Genomic DNA, 24346 nt, shown 5'->3' with positions numbered 1-24346 from the left:
TTCGTCGAGGCTACGGAGATCAGCCGGTGAAGCCGATCGCCGTGTAGTCGGCGGCCTGGTAGCCGAAGGCGCCGTAGTTGGCCAGCGTCTTCTTGGTGGCCTGAATGTCAGGACGCTGGTACAGCGGGATGGTGTGCACCTGGTCCCAGATCAGCTTGTCGGCCGCGTTGGCCAGCTCGTAGGCCTTGGTCGGGTCCATCTCGCTGACCGCGGCGTCGATCGCGGCGTCCAGCGCCGGGTCGCTGCCCTTGGGGAAGTTCGACTCGGAGCCGGTCTTGTAGATCTGCGGCAGGCCGCCGAGCGGCAGCGGCGTGCCGATCCAGGAGAACGGCACCAGGTCGAAGTCGCCCTTGATGATGTAGTCGGTGAAGAACTTGTCATCGGGGACCGGGCGGATCGTCAGCTTGATCCCGGCCTCCTTGAGCATGGCCTGGGTGAGCTCGCCCTCGGTCTTGGCGTACGGCAGGCCCGCCGGGACGACGAAGTTCAGCGAGAACTCCTTGCCGTCCTTCTTGCGGACGTCGCCCTCCTGCTTCCAGCCGGCCGCGTCGAGCAGTTCCTTGGCCTTGGGCAGGTTGTACTTGCCCAGCTCGCCGGAGTTGTCGGCGTACGCCTTGTGGTTGTTCATGAAGACGTGGTTGCCCAGCGTCTGCAGCGGCCAGTCCATGTCCTTGAGGTCGGACTGCGTGATCACGTCACGGTTGATCGCGTACGCGACGGCCTGGCGGACCGACTTGTCCTTCAGGAACTCGCTCTGGTTGTTGACGGTGATGTGCCGCCAGTTCGGGCTGAGCGCCTTGCGGACGTCGACGTTCGGGACCTCCTTGGCCCGCTTGAGGTCCGCCGGGCTGCCCGGCGGGATCTCCACCGCGTCGAGCTCACCGTTGGCGAAGGCGTTGACCTGCGCGGCGGGCGTCTCGATGGTACGGAAGATGACCTTGTCGAGCTTGGCCTTGCGGCCCCACCACTTGTCGTCGCGCACCACGGTCAGGGTCTTGGTGCCCTCGTTGATGCTCTCGACCTTGAAGGGCCCGGCGGTGACCGGGATCTTCTGCAGGTAGTCCTTCTCGTACTTCTCCGGGGTCTCCATGTGGGAGGCCGGGTACAGGTGCGGCGAGCGCGAGAACTGCCCCATCCACTCGGGGTAGTTCTTGCCGTACGTCACGACGGCGACCTTGTCGCTGTCACCCTTGGTGACCGACTCGATGCGGTCCCAGCCGTCGGTGGAGGCCGGCTTGAACTTCTTGTCCTTGCCGCTGTTGGCCTTCCACGCCGCCTCGAGGTCCTTCCAGGTGATCGGCGTGCCGTCCGACCACTGGGCCTTCTCGTTCAGCGTGTAGGTGACGACCTGCTTGCCCGACGACAGGTCCATCTTGACGTCGGTGAGGTAGTCGGGGTTCGCCTTGAAGTTGGCCTCGGAGTCGGCGATCATCAGCTGCGGCATCAGCGAGTCCAGCATGTCCGCCGTGTCGCGCTGGTTGCCGTCGATGTGGTTGCCGTTCCACTGGCTCGGCCACTGGCCGACCGAGAGGGTGAGCGTGCCGCCGTCCTTGACCTGCTCGTACGGGACGGGGTTGATCGCGATGCCAGGGGTCTGCGACATCTGCTGCTGAGCCTGCTGCGACTGCTCGGCGCTCGGCTTCTTGGCCTCGCCGCCACCACCGCCACAAGCCGCCGCGGCCATGGCGAGGACGGCGATTCCCGCCGCCGCCCGGTAACGAACCTTCACTTTTCCTCCTGATCGTCCGAGGCCGTGATGACCTCGACTTCCTCCGCGTAGTGGCAGGCGGCGCCGTGGTCCACGGCGGTCGCGAGCCGGGCAACCGAGGGCTCTTCGTCCACGCAGCGCCGGCGTTCGGCCTCGGTGAGGAGGGCGAACTTGGGGCAGCGCGTGCGGAACCGGCAACCCGATGGCGGGTCGGCCGGGCTGGGCAGGTCGCCTTCGAGCAGGATCCGCTTGCGCGTGCGCTCCATCTCGGGGTCGGGCAGCGGGATCGCTGACAGCAGCGCCTGCGTGTAGGGGTGCGCGGGGCGGTCGTAGACCTCCTCGACCGTGCCGATCTCGGCGATCCTGCCGAGGTACATGACCGCGACGCGGTCGGCCAGATGCCGGACCACGGCCAGGTCGTGCGCCACGAACAGGTACGACAGCCCCAGGGTGTTCTTCAGCTCGTCCAGCAGGTTGATCACGCCGGCCTGGATGGACACGTCCAATGCCGAGACCGGCTCGTCCAGGACGAGCAGCTTGGGCTCCAGGGCCAGGGCGCGGGCGATGCCGATGCGCTGGCGCTGGCCGCCGGAGAAGCTCTGCGGGTAGCGCTCGGCGTACTCGGGCGCCAGCCCCACCAGTTCGAGCAGCTCGGCGACCCGCTGCTTGACGTTCTTGCGCCCGTGGGCGCGCAGCGGCTCGGCGATGATGTCGCCGACCGGCATGCGCGGGTCGAGCGCCGCCATCGGGTCCTGGAAGACGATCTGCAGGTCGCCCCTGAGCGCCTTGCGCCCGGACGGGCCGAGCTTGGCGCTGTCCTGGCCGAGCACGACGATCCGGCCGCTCTGCGGCGGGGCGAGCTGCATGATCTGCTGCAGGGTCGTGGTCTTGCCGCAGCCCGACTCGCCGACCAGGGCCAGCGTCTCGCCCTCGGCGATGTCGAAGCTGATGCCGTCCACGGCGTGCACGGTGCCGACGCGGCGCTTGAACACCGCGCCCTTCATCAGCGGGTAGTGCCGGATGAGGTTGTCCAGCTCCAGCACGGTCGCGCGCTGCTCGCGCGGCACGCGGACCACCTCGCTGACCGGGATGACCGGGACCGGGAACACGTCCGTGCCGGTCAGGCCCTTGTACTCGATCTCGCGGGAGCGGATGCAGGCGACGTGCCTGCCGCCGCCGACGTCGGTGAGCGGGGGCTCCTCGTCGTCGCACGAGTCGATCTTCATCGGGCAGCGCGGCGCGAACGGGCAGCCCGGCGGCAGCGCCGCCGGGGAGGGCGGGTTGCCCTCGATCGGCACCAGCGGCCCCTCCTCGCCGTCGATCCTGGGGATCGAGGCGAGCAGTCCCATCGTGTACGGCATCCGCGGCCGGTAGTAGATGTCGTCGACGTTGCCCTGCTCGACCGGCTTGCCGGCGTACATGACCAGCACCCGGTCGGCCATGCCCGCGACGACGCCCAGGTCGTGCGTGATCATGACGATGCCGGCGCCCGTCTCGCGCTGGGCGGTCTTGAGCACCTCCAGCACCTGGGCCTGGATGGTCACGTCGAGCGCGGTGGTCGGCTCGTCGCAGATCAGCAGGTCGGGGTCGTTGGCGATGGCCATCGCGATCATCGCGCGCTGGCGCATGCCGCCGGAGAACTCGTGCGGGAACGCCTTGGCCCGCACGTCCGGGTGCGGGATGCCGACCAGGTCGAGCAGTTCGACGGCGCGCTTGGCGGCCTTGTCCTTGCCCAGCTTCTGGTGGACGCGCAGCGCCTCGGAGATCTGGTCGCCGATCGTGTAGACGGGCGTGAAGGCCGACAGCGGATCCTGGAAGATCATGCTCATCGACTTGCCGCGGACCTTGACCAGGTCGTCTTCCTTCATCCCGATCAGCTCCTGGCCGTGGAGCTTGACCGAGCCGCTGATCTGGGCGGCGCGCGGCAGCAGGCCCATGATCGCCAGGGACGTGACGGACTTGCCCGAACCGGACTCGCCCACGATGCCCAGGACCTCGCCGCGGGCGACCTCGTAGCTGACGCCGCGCACGGCCTCGATGCCGCCGGGGAACGTCACGGTGAGGTCTTGAACCTCCAGGATGCTCATGAGTTGCTCCCCGGGTCGAGTGCGTCGCGCAGGCCGTCTCCGATGAGGTTGATGCTCAGGACCAGCAGCACCAGGAGCCCGGCGGGGAAGGCGAACAGCCAGGGATAGCCGGTGGCGTTGCGGGAGCCCTCGGCGATCAGCGTGCCGAGCGAGACGTCGGGCGGCTGGATGCCGAAGCCGAAGAAGGACAGCGCGGCCTCGCCGATGACCGCGCCGCTCACGTTGAGGGTGGCGTCGATGATCAGCAAGGAGGACAGGTTCGGCACGATGTGCCGGAAAATGATCTTCCAGCGGGGGATGCCCATGTAGACGGCCGCCTGCACGTACTCGCGCTCACGGAGCGAGAGCGTCATGCTGCGCACCACCCTGGAGGTGATCATCCAGGCGAACGCCGCCAGCAGGACCACGAACCAGAGCCAGGAGGCGCCGCGCAGGCGCGGCGAGGCGATCGCGATGATCAGGAAGCTGGGCAGGACGAGGAGCAGGTCCACGCCCCACATCAGGACGCGGTCCACCCAGCCGCCGAAGTACCCGGCGAAGGCGCCGACGATGGCGGCCAGGCCGGTCGAGATGAGCGCCACGAGGAGGCCGATGATGATCGACTTCTGCATGCCGCGCAGGGTGACGGCGTACATGTCCTGGCCGATCGTGGTGGTGCCCCACCAGTGGTCGGACGACGGCGCCGACAGGAAGGCGAGGAAGTCCTTGTCCGTCCAGTCGTAGGCGCCGAACAGGGGGCCGATGTAGGCCAGCGCCACCAGCAGCACGAGGGCGATGAAGCCGTAGCGGGCCTGCCGGTTGCGCAGCATCCGCCCGAGAACAACCTTGGAACGCACTTAGCTCACCCGCACTCGAGGGTCGAGGGCCGCCACCAGCAGGTCCGACAGGAAGCCGGCGAACAGGACGCAGACGGAGGCGAACATGCTGACCGCGGCCACCGAGTTCACGTCGTTCTGGTTGATCGAGTCGACCAGCCAGGCGCCCATGCCGTTCCAGGCGAAGATCTTCTCGGTGAAGGTGGCGCCGGTGAGCATCGTGCCGAAGGCGAAGGCGAAGTACGTGGCCGCGGGGATCAGCGCGGTGCGCAACGCGTGCTTGATCAGGGCGGTCCTGCGCCGCAGGCCCTTGGCCATCGCGGTGCGGACGAAGTCCTGGCCGAGCACGTCCAGCATCATGTTGCGCTGGATGCGGCTGTAGAAGGCGATCGAGCCCAGGCTGAGCGAGATGGTCGGCAGGATCAGGTGGTTCAGCCGGTTGGTGAACTGGTCCCAGCCGGACAGCTTGGGGTTGTACTCGCCGGTGAACTCGATCAGCGTGAAGCCGAGCCCGCGGTTGAGGTTGTAGGCGCTGATCGCCAGCAGCGTGGCCAGCACGAACACCGGAATCGCCATGATCACGAACGAGCCGACGCCGATCACCCGGTCGGTCACCCGGTATTGCTTGATCGCCGACAGGGCGCCGAGCGCCACTCCGAAGACGAACCCGAGGATCGTGCCCACCAGCAGCAGCCGGAGGCTGACGAAGATCCGCCGGCCCATCTCGTCGTTGACCGAACCGCCGTTCCAGGTCTTGCCGAAGTCCCCCGTGACGACGCCCTTGGCCCAGGTCGCGTAGCGCTCCAGGACGGGCGTCTTGTCGTTGAGGTTGTAGCTGTCGAGGGTGGCGTCGATGACTTCCTCGGCGACGGGAGGCTGGCGGCCTTCATACGCGCCGCGGGGGTTCATGGTCGTCGCGGCGAGCATGTAAGCCAAGCTGGCCGCGATCGCGACCAAGATCAGATTGATCGCCAACCTGCGGAGCAGGTACTTGCCCATTACCCTCCGTTCGCACTGAACGAGGGCCCGGAAACCCCGGTAGGAGAAGACCCCCGCAATGGAAAAAGACCGTCTTACGCCGCGAAAAGTCATGACGCGGAACGGCGATCAAAACGCAGGATATCTAGCCAAACATCACAGTCAGCAATAGTTCGACATAACGGTAGGGTCACTAAGCGCGGTGGCGGCTCGTCGTCGATCATCGCCCCACAGGGGGGTTGACCTGGGGAAACGCGCCCTATCAAGATCGGTAACGCGCGCTATCGGATCGGCGTGTGTCACAGAATCCTGACAAAAAATAACCCAATCCCGAAGTGACGCACGTCATACTGATCAATAGGCTGGGGATTGATATTTCGCGATGTCGCGGCTTTTGATCTCAGGCGGGTGGCCGAGGTGGGTCGGTCCGAGGGCACGCTGCCGCCCGCCCCGAAGGCGTCCCCGGGACGATCCCCCCACGCTCACGCTCCGCTCACCACTGCGGCTTCCGTCCCCCTCCGCACAAGACCGGCCCCGCCCCCCGCCCTCAGCGGCCCCCGTACCTCCAGCAGGCCCGCACCTCGGATGGACTCGCCCCGAGCGGACCTACACTCGGCCGCGCACCACGGTGTGAGCCAAGTGAGCCTGCACTCCCTTGGCCCCGCCCCCGAGCGGACCTGCACCCCGAACGGGTCTGCACCCCTGGTGAGCCTGCACCCCAGTGGGCATGCAACTCCTCTGGCCCGCAGCTTCAGTGAGCGCGTGCCCCAGAGGGCGCGCGCCCCTCAGCGGGCCCGCACCCCAGTGGACCGAGGCGCGGCGGCAGGACTGTGGTGCGCGCCTCGCGGAGAGGCCGCGGGAGTGCCTGGCGGGCCTCGCGGGGTTCCGCCCAGTGCGGCGCACGCCTCGTGGTGAGGCGACGGAGCCGCCCATCCCTGCCACCGACCACACCTTGCGGAGGAGCGGAGGAGCCACGGGGGCGCGCGGGGCACGCCCGTGGCGGGAAGGGGCAGCGGTAGACGGGGAAGGGTCAGCGGGTGGCGGGAACGGTCGGCGAGTGCCCGGGAACGTCAGGCGAGTGCCGGGGAACCTTGGGCGAGTGCCGAGGGAGGGTCAGCGAGTGGCGGCGGCGCGGAGGGCGTCGATCGCGGCCACCGGGTCGGCGGCCCCGTAGACGGCGCTGCCGGCCACGAACACGTCGGCGCCCGCCTCCGCGCAGCGCTCGATCGTCTCGGCCGTCACACCCCCGTCGACCTGCAGCCAGACCGACCCGCCGTGCCGCTCGATCATCGCCCGCGCCGCCCGCACCTTCGGCAGCACCATGTCGAGGAACTTCTGCCCCCCGAACCCGGGCTCGACCGTCATCAGCAGCAGCATGTCGATCTCGCCGAACAGCCCCTCGAACGGCTCCACCGCCGTGGCCGGGTTGAGCGCGAGCCCCGCCCTGGCGCCGAGCGACCGGATCTCGCGCAACGTCCGCACCGGCGCCTTGGACGCCTCCGCGTGGATGGTCACGCTGCCCGCTCCGGCCTCGGCGTACTGGGGGGCCCAGCGGTCGGGGTCGGCGATCATGAGGTGGCAGTCGAGGGGCGTCTGGGTGGCTTTGCGCAGGGACTCCACCACGGGCAGCCCGAGGGTGAGATTGGGCACGAAGTGGTAGTCCATGACATCCACGTGCAGCCAGTCGGCGTTCGGCACGGCGGCGGCCTCGTCGGCCAGCCGCGCGAAGTCGGCGGCGAGGATGCTGGGCGAGATCTGTACGGCCATGATGCGCCAGTCTATTGAACCGCCCGATCCCCCTCGACGCCCCCTCCCACCACGCCAACCCCGCCACCACACGGGCGAGGGGCGGGAGAGGAGCGGACGGGCGCCCACCGCGTGGGCGCCCGACACGCGGGAGTCCAGCACGCGGCGGTCCGGGACGCGCGTCCAGCACGCAGACACCCAGCACGCAGACACCCAGCACGCAGACCCCCAGCACGCAGACACCCAGCACGCAGACGCCGAGCTCGCGGGCGAGGGGCGAGCGGGGTCAGGGGCGTTTGCGGAGGAGGGCCAGGAACATGGCGTCGGTGCCATGGCGGTGGGGCCAGAACTGCGCGTACGGGCCGTCGCCGAGCCCGTCGACCTCCGGCAGGTAGTCGCGCGCGTCGAGCTGCTCCACGTCACCCCTGCGGCCCATGACGTCGCCGACCACGACGCGCGTCTCGGCCAGGTGCGGCGAGCAGGTCACGTACGCCACCACCCCACCCGGGCGCACGGCGTCGAGGGCCGTGCCGAGCAGCCGCCGCTGCAACGCGCCCAGCTCGGCGATGCTGGCCGGGTCGCGCCGCCACCGGGCCTCCGGACGCCGCCGCAGCGCGCCCAGCCCCGTGCAGGGGGCGTCGAGCATGACCCGGTCGAACACCCCGGGCCGCCAGGCGGGTTCGGTGCCGTCGGCGGTGACGACCGAGGCGGTCCTGGTGGTCTGCCAGACCAGCCGCGCCCGGTGGTACTGCACGTCGGCGGCCAGCACCCGCGCCCCACCGGGGAACGCCACAGGGCCGCCGCCCGCCGCACCGCCGTTACGCACCGCGCCGCCGCCGCCCGCCGCACCGCCGCCGCCCGCCGCGTCGCCCTCGCCCGGACGGCGCTCGCCGTCGCCCGGACGGCGCTCGCCGTCGAGGCCCGCGAGGTCGCCGTACGTGGCGACGGCGTCGAGCAGGCCCGCCTTGCCGCCCGGCCCGGCGCACATGTCGAGCCAGAGCTCGTCCTCGCCGTCGAGCGGCACGCGGGTCAGGGCGAGCGCCACGAGCTGGCTGGCTTCGTCCTGGACGGCCGCGCGGGTCTCGGCCACGGCCTCGATCTGCCCGGGGTCGCCCTCGCGCAGGTAGGCCGCGTACGGCGAGTAACGGCCGGGCGCGGCCCCGGACTCGGCCAGCTCGGCCACCGAGCTGCGCCCCGGCCGGGCGACCAGCGTCACCAGCGGCCGGACGTTGTCGGCGTCGAGCAGGTCGGCCAGCTCCCCGCCGCCGCCCAGCGCGTCGCGGAAGGCCGAGACGATCCACCGGGGATGCCCGTAGGCGACGGCCAGATGGCCGACCGGGTCCTGGTCGGAGTCGGGCGCGACGATGGGGATCCAGTCCTCCAGCTCGCGCGAGCCGATCTTGCGCAGCACCGCGTTGACGAACTTGGCCGCGCCCTGGCCGATGCGCAGGCGTACGAGATCGACGGTGGTGCCGACGGCGGCGTGCGGCGGGACGCGCATGCGCAGGAGCTGGTGGGCCCCCAGCCGCAGGGCGTCGCGCACGGCCGGGTCGGGCGCCCGGTCGCTGCACATCTCGATGATCGCGTCGTAGGTGCCGAGGCCGCGCAGCGTGCCGTAGGCCAGCTCGGTGGCCAGCGCCGCGTCGCGCCCGCGGATGTCGCGCTCGCGCAGCAGCCGCGGCAGGAGCAGGTTGGCGTAGGCGTCGCGCTCGTCGACGGCCCGCAGGAGGTCGAAGGCGGCGTTGCGGGCGTGGTCGCGGGCGGGGCGGCGCGGGCGGTTCGCTCCGCGGGGCCTGGTGCCCGTGGAGCCGGCCGGCGACCGGCGGGGTTCACGCGAAGGCATCGTCACTCGCAAGCCGGACGCCGCGCGCCCACTCGACCGCCCCCATCGCCCGCTTGCCCTGCGGCTGCACCTCGCCCAGCTCGACCGGGTCGGTGGCGGTGCCGACGAGCACGTGGCTCTTCGTGGCCAGGATCCGGCCGGGCGCGAGCCGGTCGGCCTGGACGGCGACCTTGGCCGGCCCGAGCTTCACCCGCTGGCCCCTGAACTCGCTCCACGCCCCCGGGCCGGGGGTGCAGGCGCGGATCAGGCGGTCGACCCGCATGGCGGGCTTGGACCAGTCGACCCGCGCGTCGGCGACGTTGATCTTGGGTGCGATCGTCACGCCGTCGAGCGGCTGGGGACGGGCCTCCAGCGCGCCGTCCTCGACGCCGTCGAGCGTGGCGGCCAGCAGGCCGGCGCCGGAGACCGACAGGCGTTCGAGAAGGGAGCCGCTGGTGTCGTGGGTCAGGATCTCCTCGGTGACGACGCCGTAGACCGGGCCCGCGTCGAGCTCCTTGACGATCTGGAACGTCGTGGCGCCGGTGATCTCGTCGCCGTGCAGCACCGCGTGCTGGACGGGCGCCGCCCCGCGCCAGGCCGGCAGGACCGAGAAGTGCAGGTTGATCCAGCCGTGGCGGGGCACGTCGAGGGCCGACTGCGGCAACAGCGTGCCGTAGGCCACCACCGGGCAGCAGTCGGGCTCCAGCGCGCGCAGCGTGTCGAGGAAGGCGGGGTCGCCGACCTTGGCCGGGCGCAGCACCTCGATGCCGGCCTCCTCCGCGAGCTCGGCCACCGGCGAGGGGTGGACCTTGCGCCCCCGCCCTGACTGGGCGTCGGGACGGGTGATGACGGCCACGACCTCGTGCCGCGGCGAGTCGATCAGCATGCGCAGCGACGGCAGCGCCGTCTCGGGTGTGCCCGCGAAGACCAGCCGCATCGTCAGAGCGCCCTTCCGCCGGTGGCGTGCGGCGACATCTTGATCACGGGGGCGGACAGGCCGCTCCACTCGGCCTCGCGGATCGCCTTCATGGCCAGCTTGCGCTGTTTGGGGTCCATGCGGTCGATGAACAGGATGCCGTCGAGGTGGTCGGTCTCGTGCTGGAAGCAGCGGGCCATCAGGTCGGTGCCCTCCAGCGTGACCGGCTCGCCGTGCATGTCGAAGCCCTTGGCCACGGCGCGGACGGCGCGCGGCGTCGGGTAGGACAGGCCGGGGAAGGACAGGCAGCCCTCCTCGCCCTCCTCGTCGAGGTCGGCCGACAGGTCGAGGTCGGGGTTGATGAGGTGGCCGAGCTGGTCGTCGACGTAGTAGGTGAACACCCGCAGTCCGACGCCGATCTGCGGGGCCGCCAGGCCCGCGCCCGGGGCGTCCATCATCGTGTCGGTGAGGTCCTTGACCAGCTTGCGGAGCTCCTTGTCGAAGTCGACGACCGGGGCCGCCGGGGTGCGCAGCACCGGATCTCCGAACAGCCGGATCGACTGGATCGCCAAGGGGCTCACTCCTGTTCTCGAACGTGGATCAGCCCAGTTTACCGGCGGTGGGCCGGCGGCCGGTCGTGGCGCAGGGAGCGGGCCTTCATCGCGGCCTTGCGCGCCGCCTTGGCCACCGCCCGGTCGTCGTGGGAGCCGGCGAGCATGTCGAGCACGGCCAGCGTGTCGGGGTGGCCGACCGCGGGCATCTCGCCGACGAGCTTGATCAGGTCCTCGCCCGGCTCGGGCATGTCGAGGCGGCCCGCGGCCGGACCGGACAGGTGCATGAGCGCGGCGAGGTTGTCGACCGCGATCCAGGTGTGGTCCTCGGGGCTGAGCGGCGGGGCCTCCAGGTCGCGGATGTGCAGCCAGGAGGCGGCGTAGCGGCGCGTGAGCGGGTGGTCGAGCGCCTGCCGCACGGGCTGCTCGGCCTCGGGGCCCAGCTCCTCCAGGATCGCGCCGACCGCGCCGCGCTGCCCGGCGGTGCCGGAGGCGGCGATCTCGATCAGCTCGCGGGCGGCCGCCTCGGGGGGCCGCCGCTCCAGCCAGCCCGCCACGGCGCTCTGCGTGGCGGTGCCCTTCACCAGCGCCTCGACCAGCTCGGCGGCCGACAGGTCGGCGAAGACCTGCACCTCGGCGGCGGTGGGCGCGTCGTGGCCCTCGCGCAGCAGGTCGCGCCGGACGGCCCAGACCCCGAGCGGGGTGAGCGCCGTGCGCCCGGCCTCGGTCTGCTCCACCAGCCCGCAGTACGCCAGCAGCGAGACCGCCTCCAGCAGCTCGGCCGGCAGCGCGGCGGCCAGTCTGCGCATCTCGACCGGGCCGGGCGCGCAGGCGACCTCGTGCGACTGCAGGATGCCCCTGGCCAGGTTGCCCACGGCCACGCCGGAGCGCACCGAGTAGATCGTGGCCAGCATCTCGGCCAGGTGGTCGTCGACCACGGAGGAGCCGGTCAGGCCCTCGTCGGCGCGGTCGAGGACGTCCATCACCACGCCGTCCCAGAACTCCAGCGTGGCCTCGACCGTGAGCTGCATCGACAGCGGGCCGCGGGAGGCCCGGCCGCCGAGGATGCGCAGCAGGCCGGTGTTGACCGCGACGATCCAGATGAGCCGCAGCCGCGACTCCTGGAGCCCCAGCTCTTCCGCGGCGGCCCTGGCGTCGGACTCGCTCAGCATGCCGTCGGCGCCCACCTCGCGGCTGCCCGTCCAGGCGGTCAGGCGGATGGCGTCGGCGACGAGCGGCACCGCGGGCACCGCGCGGGCCAGCTCGGCGTCGCTCGCCAGCAGGACGGGCGGGAAGGTCAGCGCCTCGTGCTCCACGGAGGTCTCCTCAGGTGGCCGTGGAGGCACGGCGGCCTGCTCATCGATCAGCTTGCGCAGCTCGGCGAGGTCGAAGACATTGTTTGCCACCCAGGAAACTTACTGCACAGCAGTCACAAGGACGTACTCAACGGATGGCCCGGGAGCGCGCCTTGAACGCCGCCTTGCGCGCCGCCTTGGCCACCGTGTCGTCGGGGATGGAGCGTCCGAGCAGCTCCAGAACCTCGACGACGTCGGGGTGGTCGACCCGCCACATCTCCTCGATCAGATGGGCCGGCGGACCGGACGCCGCCATGTTCTCGGCGAAGATCTCCGGATCCTCCCGCGCGGCGGGCATCGCCAGGGCGAGCATGTCGACGCTGACCCAGAGCAGTTCGTCCTGGGTGAGCGGCGGCGCGCCGAGACCACGTGCGGCCAGCCAGTGTATGACGTGCGGGCGCAACTCCTGGTCGTCGAGGTGGTCGCGCACCTGCGGCTCGGCCTCGGCGCCCAGCCGGTCGACGATGGTGATCGCGATGCCGCGGGCCACGGCGGGCGCGCCGGAGGCGGCGGTCAGCAGCTCGGCCGCGGCCTCGCCCGGCGCGCGGCCGGACAGCCAGCGGGAGATGTCCTGCTCGGCCAGCTCGGCGGGCAGCCCTTCGAGCAGCCCCTCGATGAGGCCGCGCGCGTCGGCCTCGCCCAGGTCGGGGGCGATCGGGGCGTCGAGGCCGAGCGAGAGGTAGTGCTCGCGCAGCCCCCAGACCGCCAGCGGCGTCAGCTCGGCCGCCGCGCCGTCGAGGCGGACCATGCCCCACCCGGCCAGCCGGTCGAGCGCCCCGGCCACGTCGATGCCGCCCTCGCCCGAGACCTCCTCCAGGTAGTCGGCGACGACCTGGAGCGGCACCGGCGCCTGGAGGCGGTAGAGCATGTCGAACAGGTCGTAGAGGCCCTCGTCGAGCTCGGCGTGGCCGGTGATCTCGCCGCCGGTGTCGTCCTCCAGCAGCCGGGCCACGGTCGCTGCCCAGGCGTCCAGCGGCTCGCCGTCGCCCGGTGGGGGGCCGCCGGCCAGCTCCGGAACGGTCCGCAGCGCCTCGGTCAGCTCCTCCTCCGAGGCCAGCCGGACGGCGGGCAGCGGGGTGCAGCCCGGACAGTCGCACGGCGCCTCGCCCAGGTCGGGCAGCTCCCCGGACGGGATCGGCACCGCCTGTTCGAGCGATTCGGGCCCGATCGAGCTGAACAGGCTCTTGGCCATGCCGAAGTTGGCCGGGTCGGCCAGCGCCTCGGGCATGCGGGGGCCGATGTCGTCGAGCCGGGCGCGCATGCCGGCCACGGTGGCCGGGCTGGCGTGACCGGCCTCGCCGAGGTAGTCCACCAGCGTGCGGGCGGCCGCCACGGTCTCGGGCGCGCTCTCGGGCGGCGCGATGACCTTGCGCGGGTAGATGGACAGCAGCAGCTCGTCGAAGGTCTCCGGCGTGAAGTCGCGCAGTTCGTTGACGTTGAGATAGTCGCTGGCGTAGTCGCAGAGCAGGCGGACCTCGTCCGCGTCCACTTCGACTTCCCGCGCGCGCCCCCATGCGCGCAGGTCGTCGATGGCCTGGTTCACCCATTCGATCGACACAGGGGCACGCTAACGGCTGACCAACAGATGAGCGAATCGGGGAAACGGTCTAAATCAGGTCGAGTGGGTCGACACTCACCCTCACGACATCTGGTGTCTTACGCGCCGCACGCACCCCACTGGCCCCCTTGAGCGCGGCCGACAACGCCGCCCCGCCGCCGCGCCGTACCCGGATCATGGCCCGTTCCAGGCCCGACTCGTCGACCGGGACCGGGCCCAGCACCTGGGCGTCCGGCGGGAGACGCACCTCGTCGAGCATCTGCCGGACGGCGCTCGCCGAACCCGTCAGCGTCGCCATCCGCACGGCGGGCGGGAACCCGAGCTCGGCCCGGTCGCCCAGTTCGCGCTCGGCGTGCGTGATCGGATCCCACCGCAGCAGCGCCTGCACGGACGGCAGCCCGGCGTCCCCGAGCACCACCAGCTCGGCGGAGGGCCGCAGCAGCGCGGCGGCGTTCATCCACCGGCGCAGCGTCTCCTCCCCCGCCCGCAGGTCGGCCCGGCCGAGCAGCGCCCATCCGTCGAGCAGCACCGCCGCCGCGTAGCCGCCCTCGGCCACCGGCTCGGCGCCGGGCGTGGCGACCACGAGGGCGCGCGCGGCGGGCACGCCGGCCAGCACGCCGTCGCGGCCGGACGTGCGCACCTGCACCGACGGAAAGGCCCGCCCCAGCTCTTCGGCGGTGCGCCGGGCCCCCGTGACGACCGCCCGCAACCGGGGGCTGCCGCAGGACGGGCACCGCCAGTCGGCGTCCACCCGGCCGCACCAGCGGCAGTAGGGGGCGGCGTGCCCGGCTCTGAGCGCGAGCGGCCCGTGGCACAGCGACTCGCCGCTCCCGTGACCTTCCGGCGTCCCGCCCGTCGCGTCCGTGGCGGTGCTCAGAGCTCCGGCGTCCGGCTCCGCCTCGCCGAGAGCCGCCGTCTGCCGGCCGCCGGGGACCGGCGCGGCCAGGTGCGGGGCGATCCTGGTGGGCGGCAGGACGCAGCGCGCCGGGGCGCGGCAGTGGCGGCAGGCCAGCGCCGGCAGGTAACCGCGCCTGGGCACCTGGACCAGCACCGGCCCGCTCTCCAGCCCCTGGCGCAGCGCCCGCCAGGCCAGGCTGGGCAGCCTCGCCTGCCGGGCCGCCTGGTCCTTGGCCAGCTCGGCGTCCTCACCGGCGGGACGCACCCGCGGGGCCAGGCTCCTGATCGTCGTGCGGGCGGCCACGATCGGCCTCGCCCAGCGCGCGGCGACGAGCTGGGTGGCCTCGGCCGTACGCGCGTAGCCGCCGATCAGCATGGCCGCGCCCGTACGGTGGGCGCGCAGGCCGAGGACCTCCCTGGCGTGGGGGTAGGGGGCCAGGCGTTCGGCGTGCAGGTCGTCGCCGTCGTCCCAGATGGCCACCAGGCCGAGCTCCGCGACAGGGGCGAACATGGCGGCCCGGGTGCCCACGACGGCGCGCACCTGGCCTCTGAGGACCTTCAGCCATCGCCTGTACCGCTCGGCGGGCCCGAGGTCGGCCGTGAGCGCCACATGCCTGCCGGGGCCGAGCAGCCGCTCGAACTCGGCGTCCGCCAGCGCGACGTCCTTGCCGTCGGGCACCACGAGGACCGCTCCCCGCCCGCCGTCGAGGGTGGCGAGCACCGCCTCGGCCATGGCTCCGGCCCATCCCGTGGCGCCGGGCAGCGCGGACCACACGGCGCGGGGGGCGCGGCCGTGGCGCAGGGCGTCCAGGAAGGAGGGGCCGGTCGGGTAGGCGTCCCAGGCGCTCTTGCGGCCCTCTGCCGGCCGTTCGGGGGCGTCCGTCCCGTTCATGTGCTCCGGACGGGCCGCCGTCCGTCCGCGCGCGGGGGCCTTCGCAGGGCGGGGCTCGACCCGGCGCGGGGTGCCGTCCTGCTCGGCCCGCCCGTCCATCGGGGCCGCCGGTTCCAGGCTCCGTCCCGAGAAGGACGAGCCCTCCACGTCTCGCGCTTGCCTGATCGCGGCAGGCGCACCCGAGGCGACCTGTGCGACCGCGACGGCGGCAGATTCGCCCCCGGCGGCCCGGACGATGTCGGCAACCCCGCTCCCGGCGGCTCGGGCCACGGCCGGGGAAGCGCTCTGCGCCGCCTCGCCGGTGGGGACGGCCGGCGGGGCCAGATCGGCGGCGGACGAGTCGGCGGGAGGCGGGTCTGCTGGAGGCGGAACCTCCGCCTCGGCCTTGGCGTGGCGCGGTGGAATGGCCAGGCGCAGCACGTCGGTGAGGGTGCCCGCGTAACGGTCGGCCACCGCGCGGGCCAGACCGGCGATCTCCGGCGTGAGCACCTGCTCGGGCGAGACCACGCGTTCGAGCGCGGTCAGCTTGCCCTCATGGTCGCTCTCGTCCACCCGCTCCAGCAGGAACGCGTCGATCAGCTTGCCCGCGAACCGCACCCGCACCCGCACCCCCGGCCGGGCCGCCTCGTGCATGGCGGCGGGCACCAGGTAGTCGAAGGGCCGGTCGAGGTGCGGCAGCGGGCTGTCCACGACCACCCGCGCGACGGGCCGCTCGGGCGCCGCGACCACCGCCCCCTTGGTGTCCTTGGACGACGCAGGAGGCCGCACGGCGTCGAGCGGCAGGAGGGCGTCGTCGGAGTGGGTCACGCACTAACGTCTACCAGACCCCGCGCCCCGCCATCCCCACACCACCGGCGCACACCCCCGCACCGCCCCCGCCGGCCACCCACTCCCCCACCAGCCCGAACAGCGCAGGAGAGCACACAGGACGCGACGAGCACGCAGATCCGCGCCCACCGCCAGACCCGATCAGGAACGCCCCCGCGAAGACGGACGAGCCCGCCCGCACCGAAGAAACGCGGCCCCCCACCAGAAGCCGCCTCACCCGCGCCTCACACCGAGCACGGCCGTCGCCACCGAACACGGCTGACGAGCCCCCGACGCCCCACAGAGCACGGGCGACGAGCCCTCGATGGCCACCGACCGCCGCCGCCGAAGCCGCCGTCCAGGAGACCAGCCCGAGATCGTCACCGGGCCGCAGGCGCGGCAGAAGAGAGCGTCAGCCCAGCAGCCACCCGCGAGCCCTCAGCCCCAAGAGATCAGCAGCGACCGGCGAGCCAGCCGCCCCTCAAAAGATCAGCAGCCACCGGCGAGCCTGCGGCCCTCAAGAGACGAGGCGAACGCCCGCACCGAACCACCCCAGCCGACGACAAGTGCCGCACCCAACCCTCAAAAGGGCCGAATGCGGCACCTGCACGAAACCAGAAACCGAGTAGGTCAGAGACCGAGTAGGTCAGAGACCCGCAGCCGTCCGAAGGGCCTCGGCGCGGTCGGTGGACTCCCAGGAGAAGCCCTCACGGCCGAAGTGCCCGTAGGCGGCGGTCTCGGAGTAGATCGGGCGCAGCAGGTCGAGGTCGCGGATGATCGCGGCCGGACGCAGGTCGAAGACGCGCAGCACGGCCGCCTGGATCTGCTCCACCGGCAGCTTCTCGGTGCCGAAGCACTCCACGAACAGACCCACCGGCTGCGCCTTGCCGATCGCGTACGCGACCTGCACCTCGCACCGGTCGGCCAGCCCGGCCGCGACGACGTTCTTGGCCACCCAGCGCATCGCGTAGGCCGCCGAGCGGTCGACCTTGGACGGGTCCTTGCCCGAGAACGCGCCACCGCCGTGGCGGGCCATGCCGCCGTAGGTGTCGATGATGATCTTGCGGCCGGTCAGGCCGGCGTCGCCCATCGGGCCGCCGATCTCGAAGCGGCCGGTCGGGTTGACCAGCAGCCGGTAGCCCTCGGTCTCGATCTCCAGACCGTCGAGCACGGGGTCGACCACGTGCTCCTTGATGTCGGGGGCGAGCATCTCCTTGAGGTCGATCTCGGCCGCGTGCTGGGTGGAGACGACCACGGTGTCGAGGCGGACGGGCTTGTCGCCGTCGTACTCGATGGTGACCTGGGTCTTGCCGTCGGGGCGCAGGTAGGGAACCTTGCCGGTCTTGCGGACCTCGGACAGGCGCTGGGCGAGCCGGTGCGCGAGCGTGATCGGCAGCGGCATCAGCTCCGGCGTCTCGCGGCAGGCGTAGCCGAACATCAGGCCCTGGTCGCCGGCGCCCTGGCGGTCGAGCTCGTCGGCGTCGCCGCCCACGCGGTGCTCGTAGGCGTCGTCGACACCCTGGGCGATGTCGGGCGACTGCGCGCCGATGGACACCGACACGCCGCAGGAGGCGCCGTCGAAGCCCTTGTGGGAAGCGTCGTAGCCGATCTCCAGGATCTTCTCCCGGATGACGCCGGGGATGTCGACGTAGGTCTCGGTCGTGACCTCGCCTGCGACATGGACCTGGCCGGTAGTGATCAGCGTCTCGACGGCGACCCGGCTCTTGGGGTCGTCCTTGAGCATGGCGTCGAGAATCGCGTCACTGATCTGGTCGGCGATCTTGTCCGGGTGGCCTTCGGTGACCGACTCGGAGGTGAACAGGCGACGTGACAACTCAGTGGCTCCTCATGCAGCGGCTGCTGACGGATGTTGGGCCCGGGACGGAAGAACACGCCAGGGCCTCGCCGAAGTCTAGCCCCACCCGGCGGCCGGTCGCGAAACCGTCCCGTGTCCGTGTCCGGTCACATGTCCGGCATGTGTCCGGCATGTGACCGGACCTGTGACCGGTCACAGGTCCGGAAGGGGATCCGGCGGCAGCGTCTCGGGCGCGAAGACCTCGGCGTCGGCGGCGGACACCACCGCCGCGTACTCCTCGTCGAACTCGAACACGGTGGTGCCGAGCTCGATGAACGGTCCGGGCAGGATCGGGCCGAGCCTGGTGTGCCGCGGGTACGTGGCGAACACCGCGACCGGCCGGTCGCTCCTGAGGGTCCTGGTGGTGAGCACCGAGACGGACGAATCGGTGACGACGATGAGGAAGTGGCCCGTTCCCGTCGGCCCCACGGACAACGCGGGGAAGACGTAACGGATACCTCCCTGGTCCTCCAGCAATCTCCTGCAACGTTCCCTGACAGCGGAACCCACCGGCATTCCGTCCCCCTTTGCCCCCAAGTATCGGTAGGCGTCCGGGGTGCCGCAACTGGCGATCAGGTAATCGTTCTTGCGCGAAAAACGCGCGTCAGGACAGACGGGGCGCGACCAGGTCCCAGACGGCGTCGGCGACGTCGTCCTTGGGGCCGCGCGGCACCTCGACCGGCTCGCCGCCGGCGACGAGGACGGTGGCGGCGTTGTCGGGCGTGCCGAACGCCAGCCCCTCCCCCACCTGGTTGACGACCAGCAGGTCGCAGCCCTTCCTGGCCAGCTTGGCCTGCCCGTTGGCGAGCACGTCGTCGGTCTCGGCCGCGAACCCGACGATCACCCGCGGACCGGCGCCGCCCTCGCGCCGCAGCCGGCCCAGCTCGGCCAGGATGTCGGGATTCTTCGTCAGCTGGATGGGATCGGGCTCGCCGTCGGTCTTCTTGATCTTCGTCTCGTGCCGGGACGCCGGGCGGAAGTCGGCCACCGCGGCCGCCATGACGACGGCGTCGGCCTTCTCGGTGGCGGCCAGCACCGCCTCGCGCAGCTCGGCCGTGGACCCCACTCGCACCACGGCGGCCCCCGCGGGATCGGGGAGGGCGACGTTGGCCGCCACGAGGGTCACCTCCGCGCCACGCGCGACCGCCGTGCGGGCCAGGGCGTACCCCTGCAGGCCGGACGAGCGGTTGCCGATGTAGCGGACCGGGTCGATCGCCTCGCGGGTGCCCCCGGCGGAGATCACCACCTTGCGTCCGGCCAGGTCGCGCGGCCTGCCGCGCAGCACACGCAGGCAGACCTGGAAGATCTCGGCGGGGTCGGGCAGGCGGCCGGGGCCGGTGTCGGCGCCGGTGAGGCGCCCCACGGCCGGGTCGATGACGACGGCCCCGCGCTCGCGCAGGGTCGCGACGTTGGCGCGGGTGGCCGGATGTTGCCACATCTCGGTGTGCATGGCCGGGGCGAACACGACCGGGCAGCGCGCCGTCAGCAGCGTGTTGGTCAGCAGGTCGTCGGCGAGCCCGTGGGCCGCCTTGGCCAGGGTGTTGGCGGTCGCCGGCGCCACCACGACGAGATCGGCGCGCTGGCCGATGCGGACGTGGGGCACCTCGTGAACGTCGTCCCAGACGTCGGCGGTCACAGGGTTGCCCGACAGGGCGGCCCACGTGGGCTCGCCCACGAAACGCAGGACCTCGCGGGTCGGCACGACCCGCACCTCGTGACCTGACTCGGTGAACAGCCGCAGCAGCTCACATGCCTTGTACGCGGCGATGCCGCCGCTGACGCCGAGGACGACCTTCATCGAAGGGGTCAGACCGCGCCTTCGATGGGCTCGGCGTTGAGCAGGCCCTCGGAGACCTCGCGCAGCGCGATGGACAGCGGCTTCTCCTGAGCATGCGTCTCGACCAGCGGCCCGACGTATTCCAGCAGGCCCTCGCCGAGCTGGGAGTAGTAGGCGTTGATCTGGCGGGCGCGCTTGGCACCCATGATCACCAGGGAGTACTTGCTGTCGACGATGTCGAGCAGCGCGTCGATCGGCGGGTTGGTGATGCCCTCCGCGGCCGGGGTGGTGCCTGCCACGATTGTCAGACCTCTCGGTTGATGGTGGTGGTGACCCCCTGAGGGTCAGTCATCAAGGCTATCAGCCGGTGGCACACTTCTTGGACACTCGTGTTCACCAGCGTGAGGTCGAACTCCGACTCTGCCGCCATCTCGACCCGCCCGGCCTTGAGCCGGCGCTCGATGACGTCCTCCGGCTCGGTGCCGCGGCCGCGCAGCCGCTTCTCCAGCTCCTCCCACGTCGGGGGGGCCAGGAAGACCAGCAGGGCGTCGGGCATGGTGGTGCGCACCTGCCTGGCGCCTTCCAGGTCGATCTCCAGGACGGTCGGCACGCCCTGGGCGAGCTTGTCCAGCACCGGCTCGCGCGGGGTGCCGTAGCGGTTGCCCGCGAACTCGGCCCACTCCAGCAGCTCGCCGGCTTCGACGAGCCGGTCGAACTCCTCGCCGTCGACGAAGAAGTAGTGGACCCCGTTGACCTCGCCGGGACGGGGCCTCCTGGTGGTCACCGAGACCGACAGCCACACCTCGGGGTGTGCCCGCCGGAGCTCGGCGACGACCGTGGACTTGCCGACGCCCGACGGCCCTGACAGGACCGTCAGACGCCTCCTGCTCAGGGGGAGGAAGCCGACCTTCGCTCCCGATCCGACTGCCTCGTGGGCCCTTGCTTCGCCGGACCAGGACCTGTCGGTCACTTCCTACCCCCCGTTGAACCTGCGCTTTCTTGTGGAACAGAGATTAGCTCTCGTTGCCACCGAACTCGCGCTCGAGGGAAGCCCTCTGGTTCGCGCCGAGACCCCGCACGCGGCGGGACTCGGCGATGGCAAGCCGCTCCATGAGCTGCTTGGCGCGGACCTTGCCCACGCCGGGGAGCGATTCCAACAGGGCCGACACCTTCATCTTGCCGATGACGTCGTCGGTCTGCCCATCCTTGAGCACCTCAGCCAGAGAAACCGCGCCATGCTTGAGCCGGTTCTTGACCTCGGCACGCTCTTTACGGGCCTTGGCAGCCTTCTCAAGGGCTGCGGCGCGCTGCTCAGGGGTCAGGGGAGGAAGAGCCACGCCGGGTCACCTCGAATTTCTGTCGATGTACTCGGACGGGAAGGGAAACTAGCTGGTCATCGCCCCCTAAGCAACGTCAAGAGCGGTTTCTCTCCTCACAAAATCCACTTCATCACTGTCCGTGAGCGTAAAATTACACACTGCTGATCAAATCGCCCTCACTTCCCGCTTCGCGCGTCCGCTCCGGACGGCGTCCCGGAACAGGGCGAAGATCGCCCGCGCGGCACCGGACGATGTCCGAAACCAGGGCCGGACCAGGACCGAAACCAGAATGGGGAAGGGTGCGCGAACGCCCTGCGGATGCATTACGATCTTGTGAAGCGAGGGCTGCGCGAACGGTCCGGCGACACCTGCCGCCATGCCCCGCGCCCGCACGGAGAACACCCCTCCGCGCACGCGACGATCGTGCCCCCGCCTCCCGCGGACAAGCACACCTCGCGGCACGCCAGAAGCGCGCCTCCGCCCCCGCGGAGAACCGCGCCCACCGGAAGCACACCTCCGCCTCCGCGGACAAGCACGCCTCCGCGCACGCAGAGAGCGCGTCCCCGCCTGCGCGCAGAGGCTCACCTCCGCGCACACGGGAAGCGCGCAGACAGGCGCGTCTTCACGCGCCGCGGAGAGCCCTGCCCTCGCGCGGCCACGCCCGAGCCGGGAGCCCCCGCGGCGAGTGGGAGGCGGGTGGCCGGGGCCGGGGCCCCGGCCGGGGTTCAGGAGGCGGTCGTGCGGCGCAGTGAGGCGGCGATGGCGGCGGCCGCCGCTCCCGGGTCCGCCGCGCCCGTGATCGGACGCCCGATGACCAGCAGGTCGGCGCCGTCGGCCAGCGCCTGCTCGGGCGTCGCCACGCGCACCTGGTCCTGGACGTCGGCCCCCTGAGGGCGCACGCCCGGCGTGATGAGGGTGATGCCGGGCCCCACCTCGGCCCGCACCGCCGCGACCTCGTTGGGCGAGCACACCAGCGCCGTGGCCCCGGCCGCGACCGACAGGGCGGCCAGGCGGCGCACGGCCTCGTCGGCCGGTCCGGCCAGGCCCATGCGGTCGAGGTCGGACTCGTCCAGCGAGGTGAGGATCGTCACAGCGGCGATCTTGGTCTGCGGGGCGGCCTCGACCGCGGCCCGGATCATGGCGGCCCCGCCGGCCGCGTGCACGGTCAGGATGGCCGGACGCAGGCGGGCGACGGCCTTGGCGGCGCCCGCGACGGTGTTGGGGATGTCGTGCAGCTTGAGGTCGAGGAAGATCTGGACGCCGCTGGCGCCGCGCACGGAGGCGATCACGTCGGGGCCGTAGCGCAGGTACAGCTCCAGGCCCACCTTGATGGTGCTGACGTGCGGCGTCACCAGGCTCGCCCACCTGGCGGCGGTCTCCAGGTCGGGGGCGTCGAGGGCGACGGCGATGGGTGCGGGCGTCAAGGGGAGCTCTCCTCGGAGTCGACTAGAAGGTGCCGGGGAGCGCTCCCCGGCGGCCGGTGGGCCAGGCCGACGGCGTCGGCCAGGCGTTGGAAGCCGCGTGCCCGCAGCAGGTCCTCCAGCTCGCGCTCGATGCGCAGGCACGCGTAGGGGTCGTGGAACAGCGCGGTGCCCACTCCGACCAGGCAGGCGCCCGCCAGGATGAGCTGGAAGGCGTCCCTGCCGGTCATCACGCCGCCCATGCCGATCAGCGGCACCCCGGGCAGGGCCGCGTGCACCTGCCACACGCACCGGACGGCCAGGGGCAGGATGGCGGGCCCCGACAGCCCTCCGGTGACGGCGGCCAGCGACGGACGCAGCGCCTCGGTGTCGATGGCCATGCCGAGCGGGTTGTTGATCATGGACAGGGCGTCCGCCCCGGCGTCCACGCAGGCGCGCGCGACCGAGACGATGTCGGCCACGTCGGGCGCGAGCTTGGCCACCACGGGGACGTCGTAGCGCATGATGGAGCGCACCGAGGCGATCACCTCGGCCGCGGCGCTGCCCTCGCGCGCGAAGACACGCCCTCTGTCCTCCATGTTCGGACAAGAAAGGTTGACCTCCAGCGCGGTCACCCCGGGCGCGTCGGCGAGCCTGCGGGCCAGCTCGGAGTACTCGGCGACGGTGCCGCCGCCGATCGAGACGATGGTCTTGATGCCGCGCTGGGCCAGCCAGGGCAGCTCGCGCTCCAGGAACGCCTCGATGCCCGGCCCCTGGAGCCCGACGGCGTTGAGCATGCCGGAGGGCGTCTCGGCCATGCGCGGGGTCGGCCGGCCGGCCCGGGGGGCCATGGTGATGGACCGGGTGGTCAGCGCGCCGAGCCGGTGGAGGTCGAAGAACTGGGCGAGCTCGCGTCCGGAGCCCGCGCAGCCGGCGGCCGTGGTGACGGGGTTCGCCAGCTCGACGTGCGCCAGAAACGTACGCATATCAACTGACATGTCGAGCACCGCCTCCGGGGGCGCCGAGCGCGTCGAACGGGATCGTTCCCACGTCCTCGAAGCGCACCCGTTCCCCCCGGAACACCGGTCCCTCCGCGCACGCGCGGACCATCCTGGTCGCGCCGTCGTCGCCGATGACGGGGATGACGCACGTCATGCACACCCCGATGCCGCAGGCCATCTGCTCCTCGACGGCCACCTGCACGGGGATGTCGAACTCCATCGCCACCGCCGTGACCGCCCGCAGCGCCGGCATGGGCGCGCAGGCGTAGACGGCGTCGGCCCGGGTGTCGGCGATCACCGAGGGCAGCGCGTCGGTGACCTTGCCGCGCAGGCCGAGCGAGCCGTCCTCGGTGGTCAGGGTCGTCGTCTCGGCGATGCGGCGGGCCCGCATGGCGCCGAAGACGCGGTCGGCCCCGGCGCCGCCGAGCACGAAGTCGACCCGGCAGCCGCGCGCCAGCAGCGCGTCGGCCAGCGGGAACAGCACGGCAGAGCCGTACTCGGCGCCGACCAGCACGCAGTTGACCGGGTCGCGCGGCAGCGGGAAGGGCCGGCCGAGCGGCCCGACCAGGTCGAGCGTGTCGCGGGCGCGCCGCTCGGCCAGCCAGGACGTGCCCGCCCCGGCGACGGTGAAGACGAGCTCGACCGTGCCGCCGTAGTCGGACTTGACGTCATGGATGGACAGCGCGCGGCGCGTCACCATCGACGTGTGGGCCCCGCCGACCGCCACGGAGACGAAGTGGCCGGGGCGGTAACGCTCGGCGATGCCGGGCGCCACCACCGTCAGCGCATGGTAGGCGTCGACCCGGCGCGTCGTCAGCACCGTGCCCGTCACCTGCACAGGTGTGCCGGCCAGTCGTCTTCA

At 71.9% G+C, this 24346-nt stretch carries 20 protein-coding genes; all 20 read right to left on the bottom strand.

Annotation, left to right across the window (positions count from 1 at the left end; all coding sequences use genetic code 11):
- Positions 1 to 19: 19 nt before the first annotated feature.
- On the bottom strand, positions 20 to 1729 hold the full coding sequence (locus ACIBQ6_RS18115; RefSeq protein ID WP_358293984.1) for an ABC transporter family substrate-binding protein: 1710 nt from the start codon (positions 1727 to 1729) through the stop codon (positions 20 to 22).
- Positions 1726 to 3795, bottom strand: coding sequence for an ABC transporter ATP-binding protein (locus ACIBQ6_RS18110; RefSeq protein ID WP_358293985.1), 2070 nt, complete (start codon positions 3793 to 3795; stop codon positions 1726 to 1728). Before ACIBQ6_RS18110 ends, ACIBQ6_RS18115 begins: the two co-directional genes overlap by 4 nt.
- Positions 3792 to 4631, bottom strand: coding sequence for an ABC transporter permease (locus ACIBQ6_RS18105; protein WP_358293987.1), 840 nt, complete (start codon positions 4629 to 4631; stop codon positions 3792 to 3794). The genes ACIBQ6_RS18110 and ACIBQ6_RS18105 overlap by 4 nt, the downstream gene beginning before the upstream one ends.
- On the bottom strand, positions 4632 to 5609 hold the full coding sequence (locus ACIBQ6_RS18100) for an ABC transporter permease (protein ID WP_358293989.1): 978 nt from the start codon (positions 5607 to 5609) through the stop codon (positions 4632 to 4634).
- Positions 5610 to 6701: 1092 nt separating this feature from the next.
- Positions 6702 to 7355, bottom strand: coding sequence for a ribulose-phosphate 3-epimerase (gene rpe, locus ACIBQ6_RS18095; protein ID WP_352353174.1), 654 nt, complete (start codon positions 7353 to 7355; stop codon positions 6702 to 6704).
- Positions 7356 to 7620: 265 nt separating this feature from the next.
- Positions 7621 to 9177, bottom strand: coding sequence for an RsmB/NOP family class I SAM-dependent RNA methyltransferase (locus ACIBQ6_RS18090; protein WP_397213070.1), 1557 nt, complete (start codon positions 9175 to 9177; stop codon positions 7621 to 7623).
- Positions 9164 to 10093: a methionyl-tRNA formyltransferase gene (gene fmt / locus ACIBQ6_RS18085; RefSeq protein ID WP_397213068.1), complete on the bottom strand. Its 930-nt coding sequence runs from the start codon at positions 10091 to 10093 to the stop codon at positions 9164 to 9166. The genes ACIBQ6_RS18090 and fmt overlap by 14 nt, the downstream gene beginning before the upstream one ends.
- Before the next feature lie 2 nt (positions 10094 to 10095).
- The gene (def, locus tag ACIBQ6_RS18080; RefSeq protein ID WP_358293995.1) at positions 10096 to 10644 is read right to left on the bottom strand and encodes a peptide deformylase; all 549 of its coding nucleotides are present in this window, start codon (positions 10642 to 10644) and stop codon (positions 10096 to 10098) included.
- A gap of 38 nt (positions 10645 to 10682) precedes the next feature.
- Positions 10683 to 12029: a hypothetical protein gene (locus ACIBQ6_RS18075; protein WP_358293997.1), complete on the bottom strand. Its 1347-nt coding sequence runs from the start codon at positions 12027 to 12029 to the stop codon at positions 10683 to 10685.
- A 37-nt stretch (positions 12030 to 12066) separates the two neighbouring features.
- The gene (locus tag ACIBQ6_RS18070) at positions 12067 to 13536 is read right to left on the bottom strand and encodes a hypothetical protein (protein ID WP_397213066.1); all 1470 of its coding nucleotides are present in this window, start codon (positions 13534 to 13536) and stop codon (positions 12067 to 12069) included.
- Positions 13537 to 13585: 49 nt separating this feature from the next.
- Positions 13586 to 16132, bottom strand: a complete 2547-nt coding sequence (locus tag ACIBQ6_RS18065) for a primosomal protein N' (protein ID WP_397213064.1) — start codon at positions 16130 to 16132, stop codon at positions 13586 to 13588.
- A 646-nt stretch (positions 16133 to 16778) separates the two neighbouring features.
- A complete protein-coding gene (metK, locus tag ACIBQ6_RS18060; protein ID WP_352322591.1) occupies positions 16779 to 17966 on the bottom strand; it encodes a methionine adenosyltransferase in 1188 nt (395 codons plus the stop codon).
- A gap of 174 nt (positions 17967 to 18140) precedes the next feature.
- A complete protein-coding gene (locus ACIBQ6_RS18055) occupies positions 18141 to 18464 on the bottom strand; it encodes a hypothetical protein (RefSeq protein WP_358294002.1) in 324 nt (107 codons plus the stop codon).
- Positions 18465 to 18591: 127 nt separating this feature from the next.
- Entirely contained in the window at positions 18592 to 19785 is a 1194-nt protein-coding gene (gene coaBC, locus ACIBQ6_RS18050) for a bifunctional phosphopantothenoylcysteine decarboxylase/phosphopantothenate--cysteine ligase CoaBC (RefSeq protein WP_397213062.1), read from the bottom strand.
- An 8-nt stretch (positions 19786 to 19793) separates the two neighbouring features.
- Positions 19794 to 20063 (bottom strand): DNA-directed RNA polymerase subunit omega, encoded by a 270-nt coding sequence (rpoZ, locus tag ACIBQ6_RS18045; protein ID WP_043638590.1) that lies wholly within the window; start codon positions 20061 to 20063, stop codon positions 19794 to 19796.
- A gap of 5 nt (positions 20064 to 20068) precedes the next feature.
- Positions 20069 to 20656, bottom strand: a complete 588-nt coding sequence (gmk, locus tag ACIBQ6_RS18040; protein WP_358294299.1) for a guanylate kinase — start codon at positions 20654 to 20656, stop codon at positions 20069 to 20071.
- 121 nt (positions 20657 to 20777) lie between these two features.
- On the bottom strand, positions 20778 to 21101 hold the full coding sequence (mihF, locus tag ACIBQ6_RS18035) for an integration host factor, actinobacterial type (RefSeq protein ID WP_020541698.1): 324 nt from the start codon (positions 21099 to 21101) through the stop codon (positions 20778 to 20780).
- A 707-nt stretch (positions 21102 to 21808) separates the two neighbouring features.
- Positions 21809 to 22507 carry an orotidine-5'-phosphate decarboxylase gene (gene pyrF / locus ACIBQ6_RS18030; protein WP_397213060.1) on the bottom strand — a complete coding sequence of 233 codons (699 nt, stop codon included), beginning with the start codon at positions 22505 to 22507 and terminating at the stop codon, positions 21809 to 21811.
- Positions 22504 to 23481, bottom strand: a complete 978-nt coding sequence (locus ACIBQ6_RS18025; protein ID WP_352353184.1) for a dihydroorotate dehydrogenase — start codon at positions 23479 to 23481, stop codon at positions 22504 to 22506. Before ACIBQ6_RS18025 ends, pyrF begins: the two co-directional genes overlap by 4 nt.
- Positions 23471 to 24337, bottom strand: coding sequence for a dihydroorotate dehydrogenase electron transfer subunit (locus tag ACIBQ6_RS18020; protein ID WP_397213454.1), 867 nt, complete (start codon positions 24335 to 24337; stop codon positions 23471 to 23473). Before ACIBQ6_RS18020 ends, ACIBQ6_RS18025 begins: the two co-directional genes overlap by 11 nt.
- Positions 24338 to 24346: the final 9 nt, after the last annotated feature.

It is taken from the genome of Nonomuraea sp. NPDC049655 (assembly GCF_044465465.1).
Taxonomy (GTDB): domain Bacteria; phylum Actinomycetota; class Actinomycetes; order Streptosporangiales; family Streptosporangiaceae; genus Nonomuraea.
Note: the sequence above shows the minus strand (reverse complement) of the source record. Positions and strands in the feature narration are given on the sequence as shown.

Bases quoted from the DNA above. Each gene is read 5' to 3' on its own strand.
- ACIBQ6_RS18090 (WP_397213070.1), bottom strand. From the start codon at position 9,177: ATGCCTTCGCGTGAACCCCGCCGGTCGCCGGCCGGCTCCACGGGCACC.
- coaBC (WP_397213062.1), bottom strand. From the start codon at position 19,785: ATGAAGGTCGTCCTCGGCGTCAGCGGCGGCATCGCCGCGTACAAGGCA.
- ACIBQ6_RS18100 (WP_358293989.1), bottom strand. From the start codon at position 5,609: ATGGGCAAGTACCTGCTCCGCAGGTTGGCGATCAATCTGATCTTGGTC.
- ACIBQ6_RS18110 (WP_358293985.1), bottom strand. From the start codon at position 3,795: ATGAGCATCCTGGAGGTTCAAGACCTCACCGTGACGTTCCCCGGCGGC.
- rpe (WP_352353174.1), bottom strand. From the start codon at position 7,355: ATGGCCGTACAGATCTCGCCCAGCATCCTCGCCGCCGACTTCGCGCGG.
- fmt (WP_397213068.1), bottom strand. From the start codon at position 10,093: ATGCGGCTGGTCTTCGCGGGCACACCCGAGACGGCGCTGCCGTCGCTG.
- ACIBQ6_RS18025 (WP_352353184.1), bottom strand. From the start codon at position 23,481: ATGTCAGTTGATATGCGTACGTTTCTGGCGCACGTCGAGCTGGCGAAC.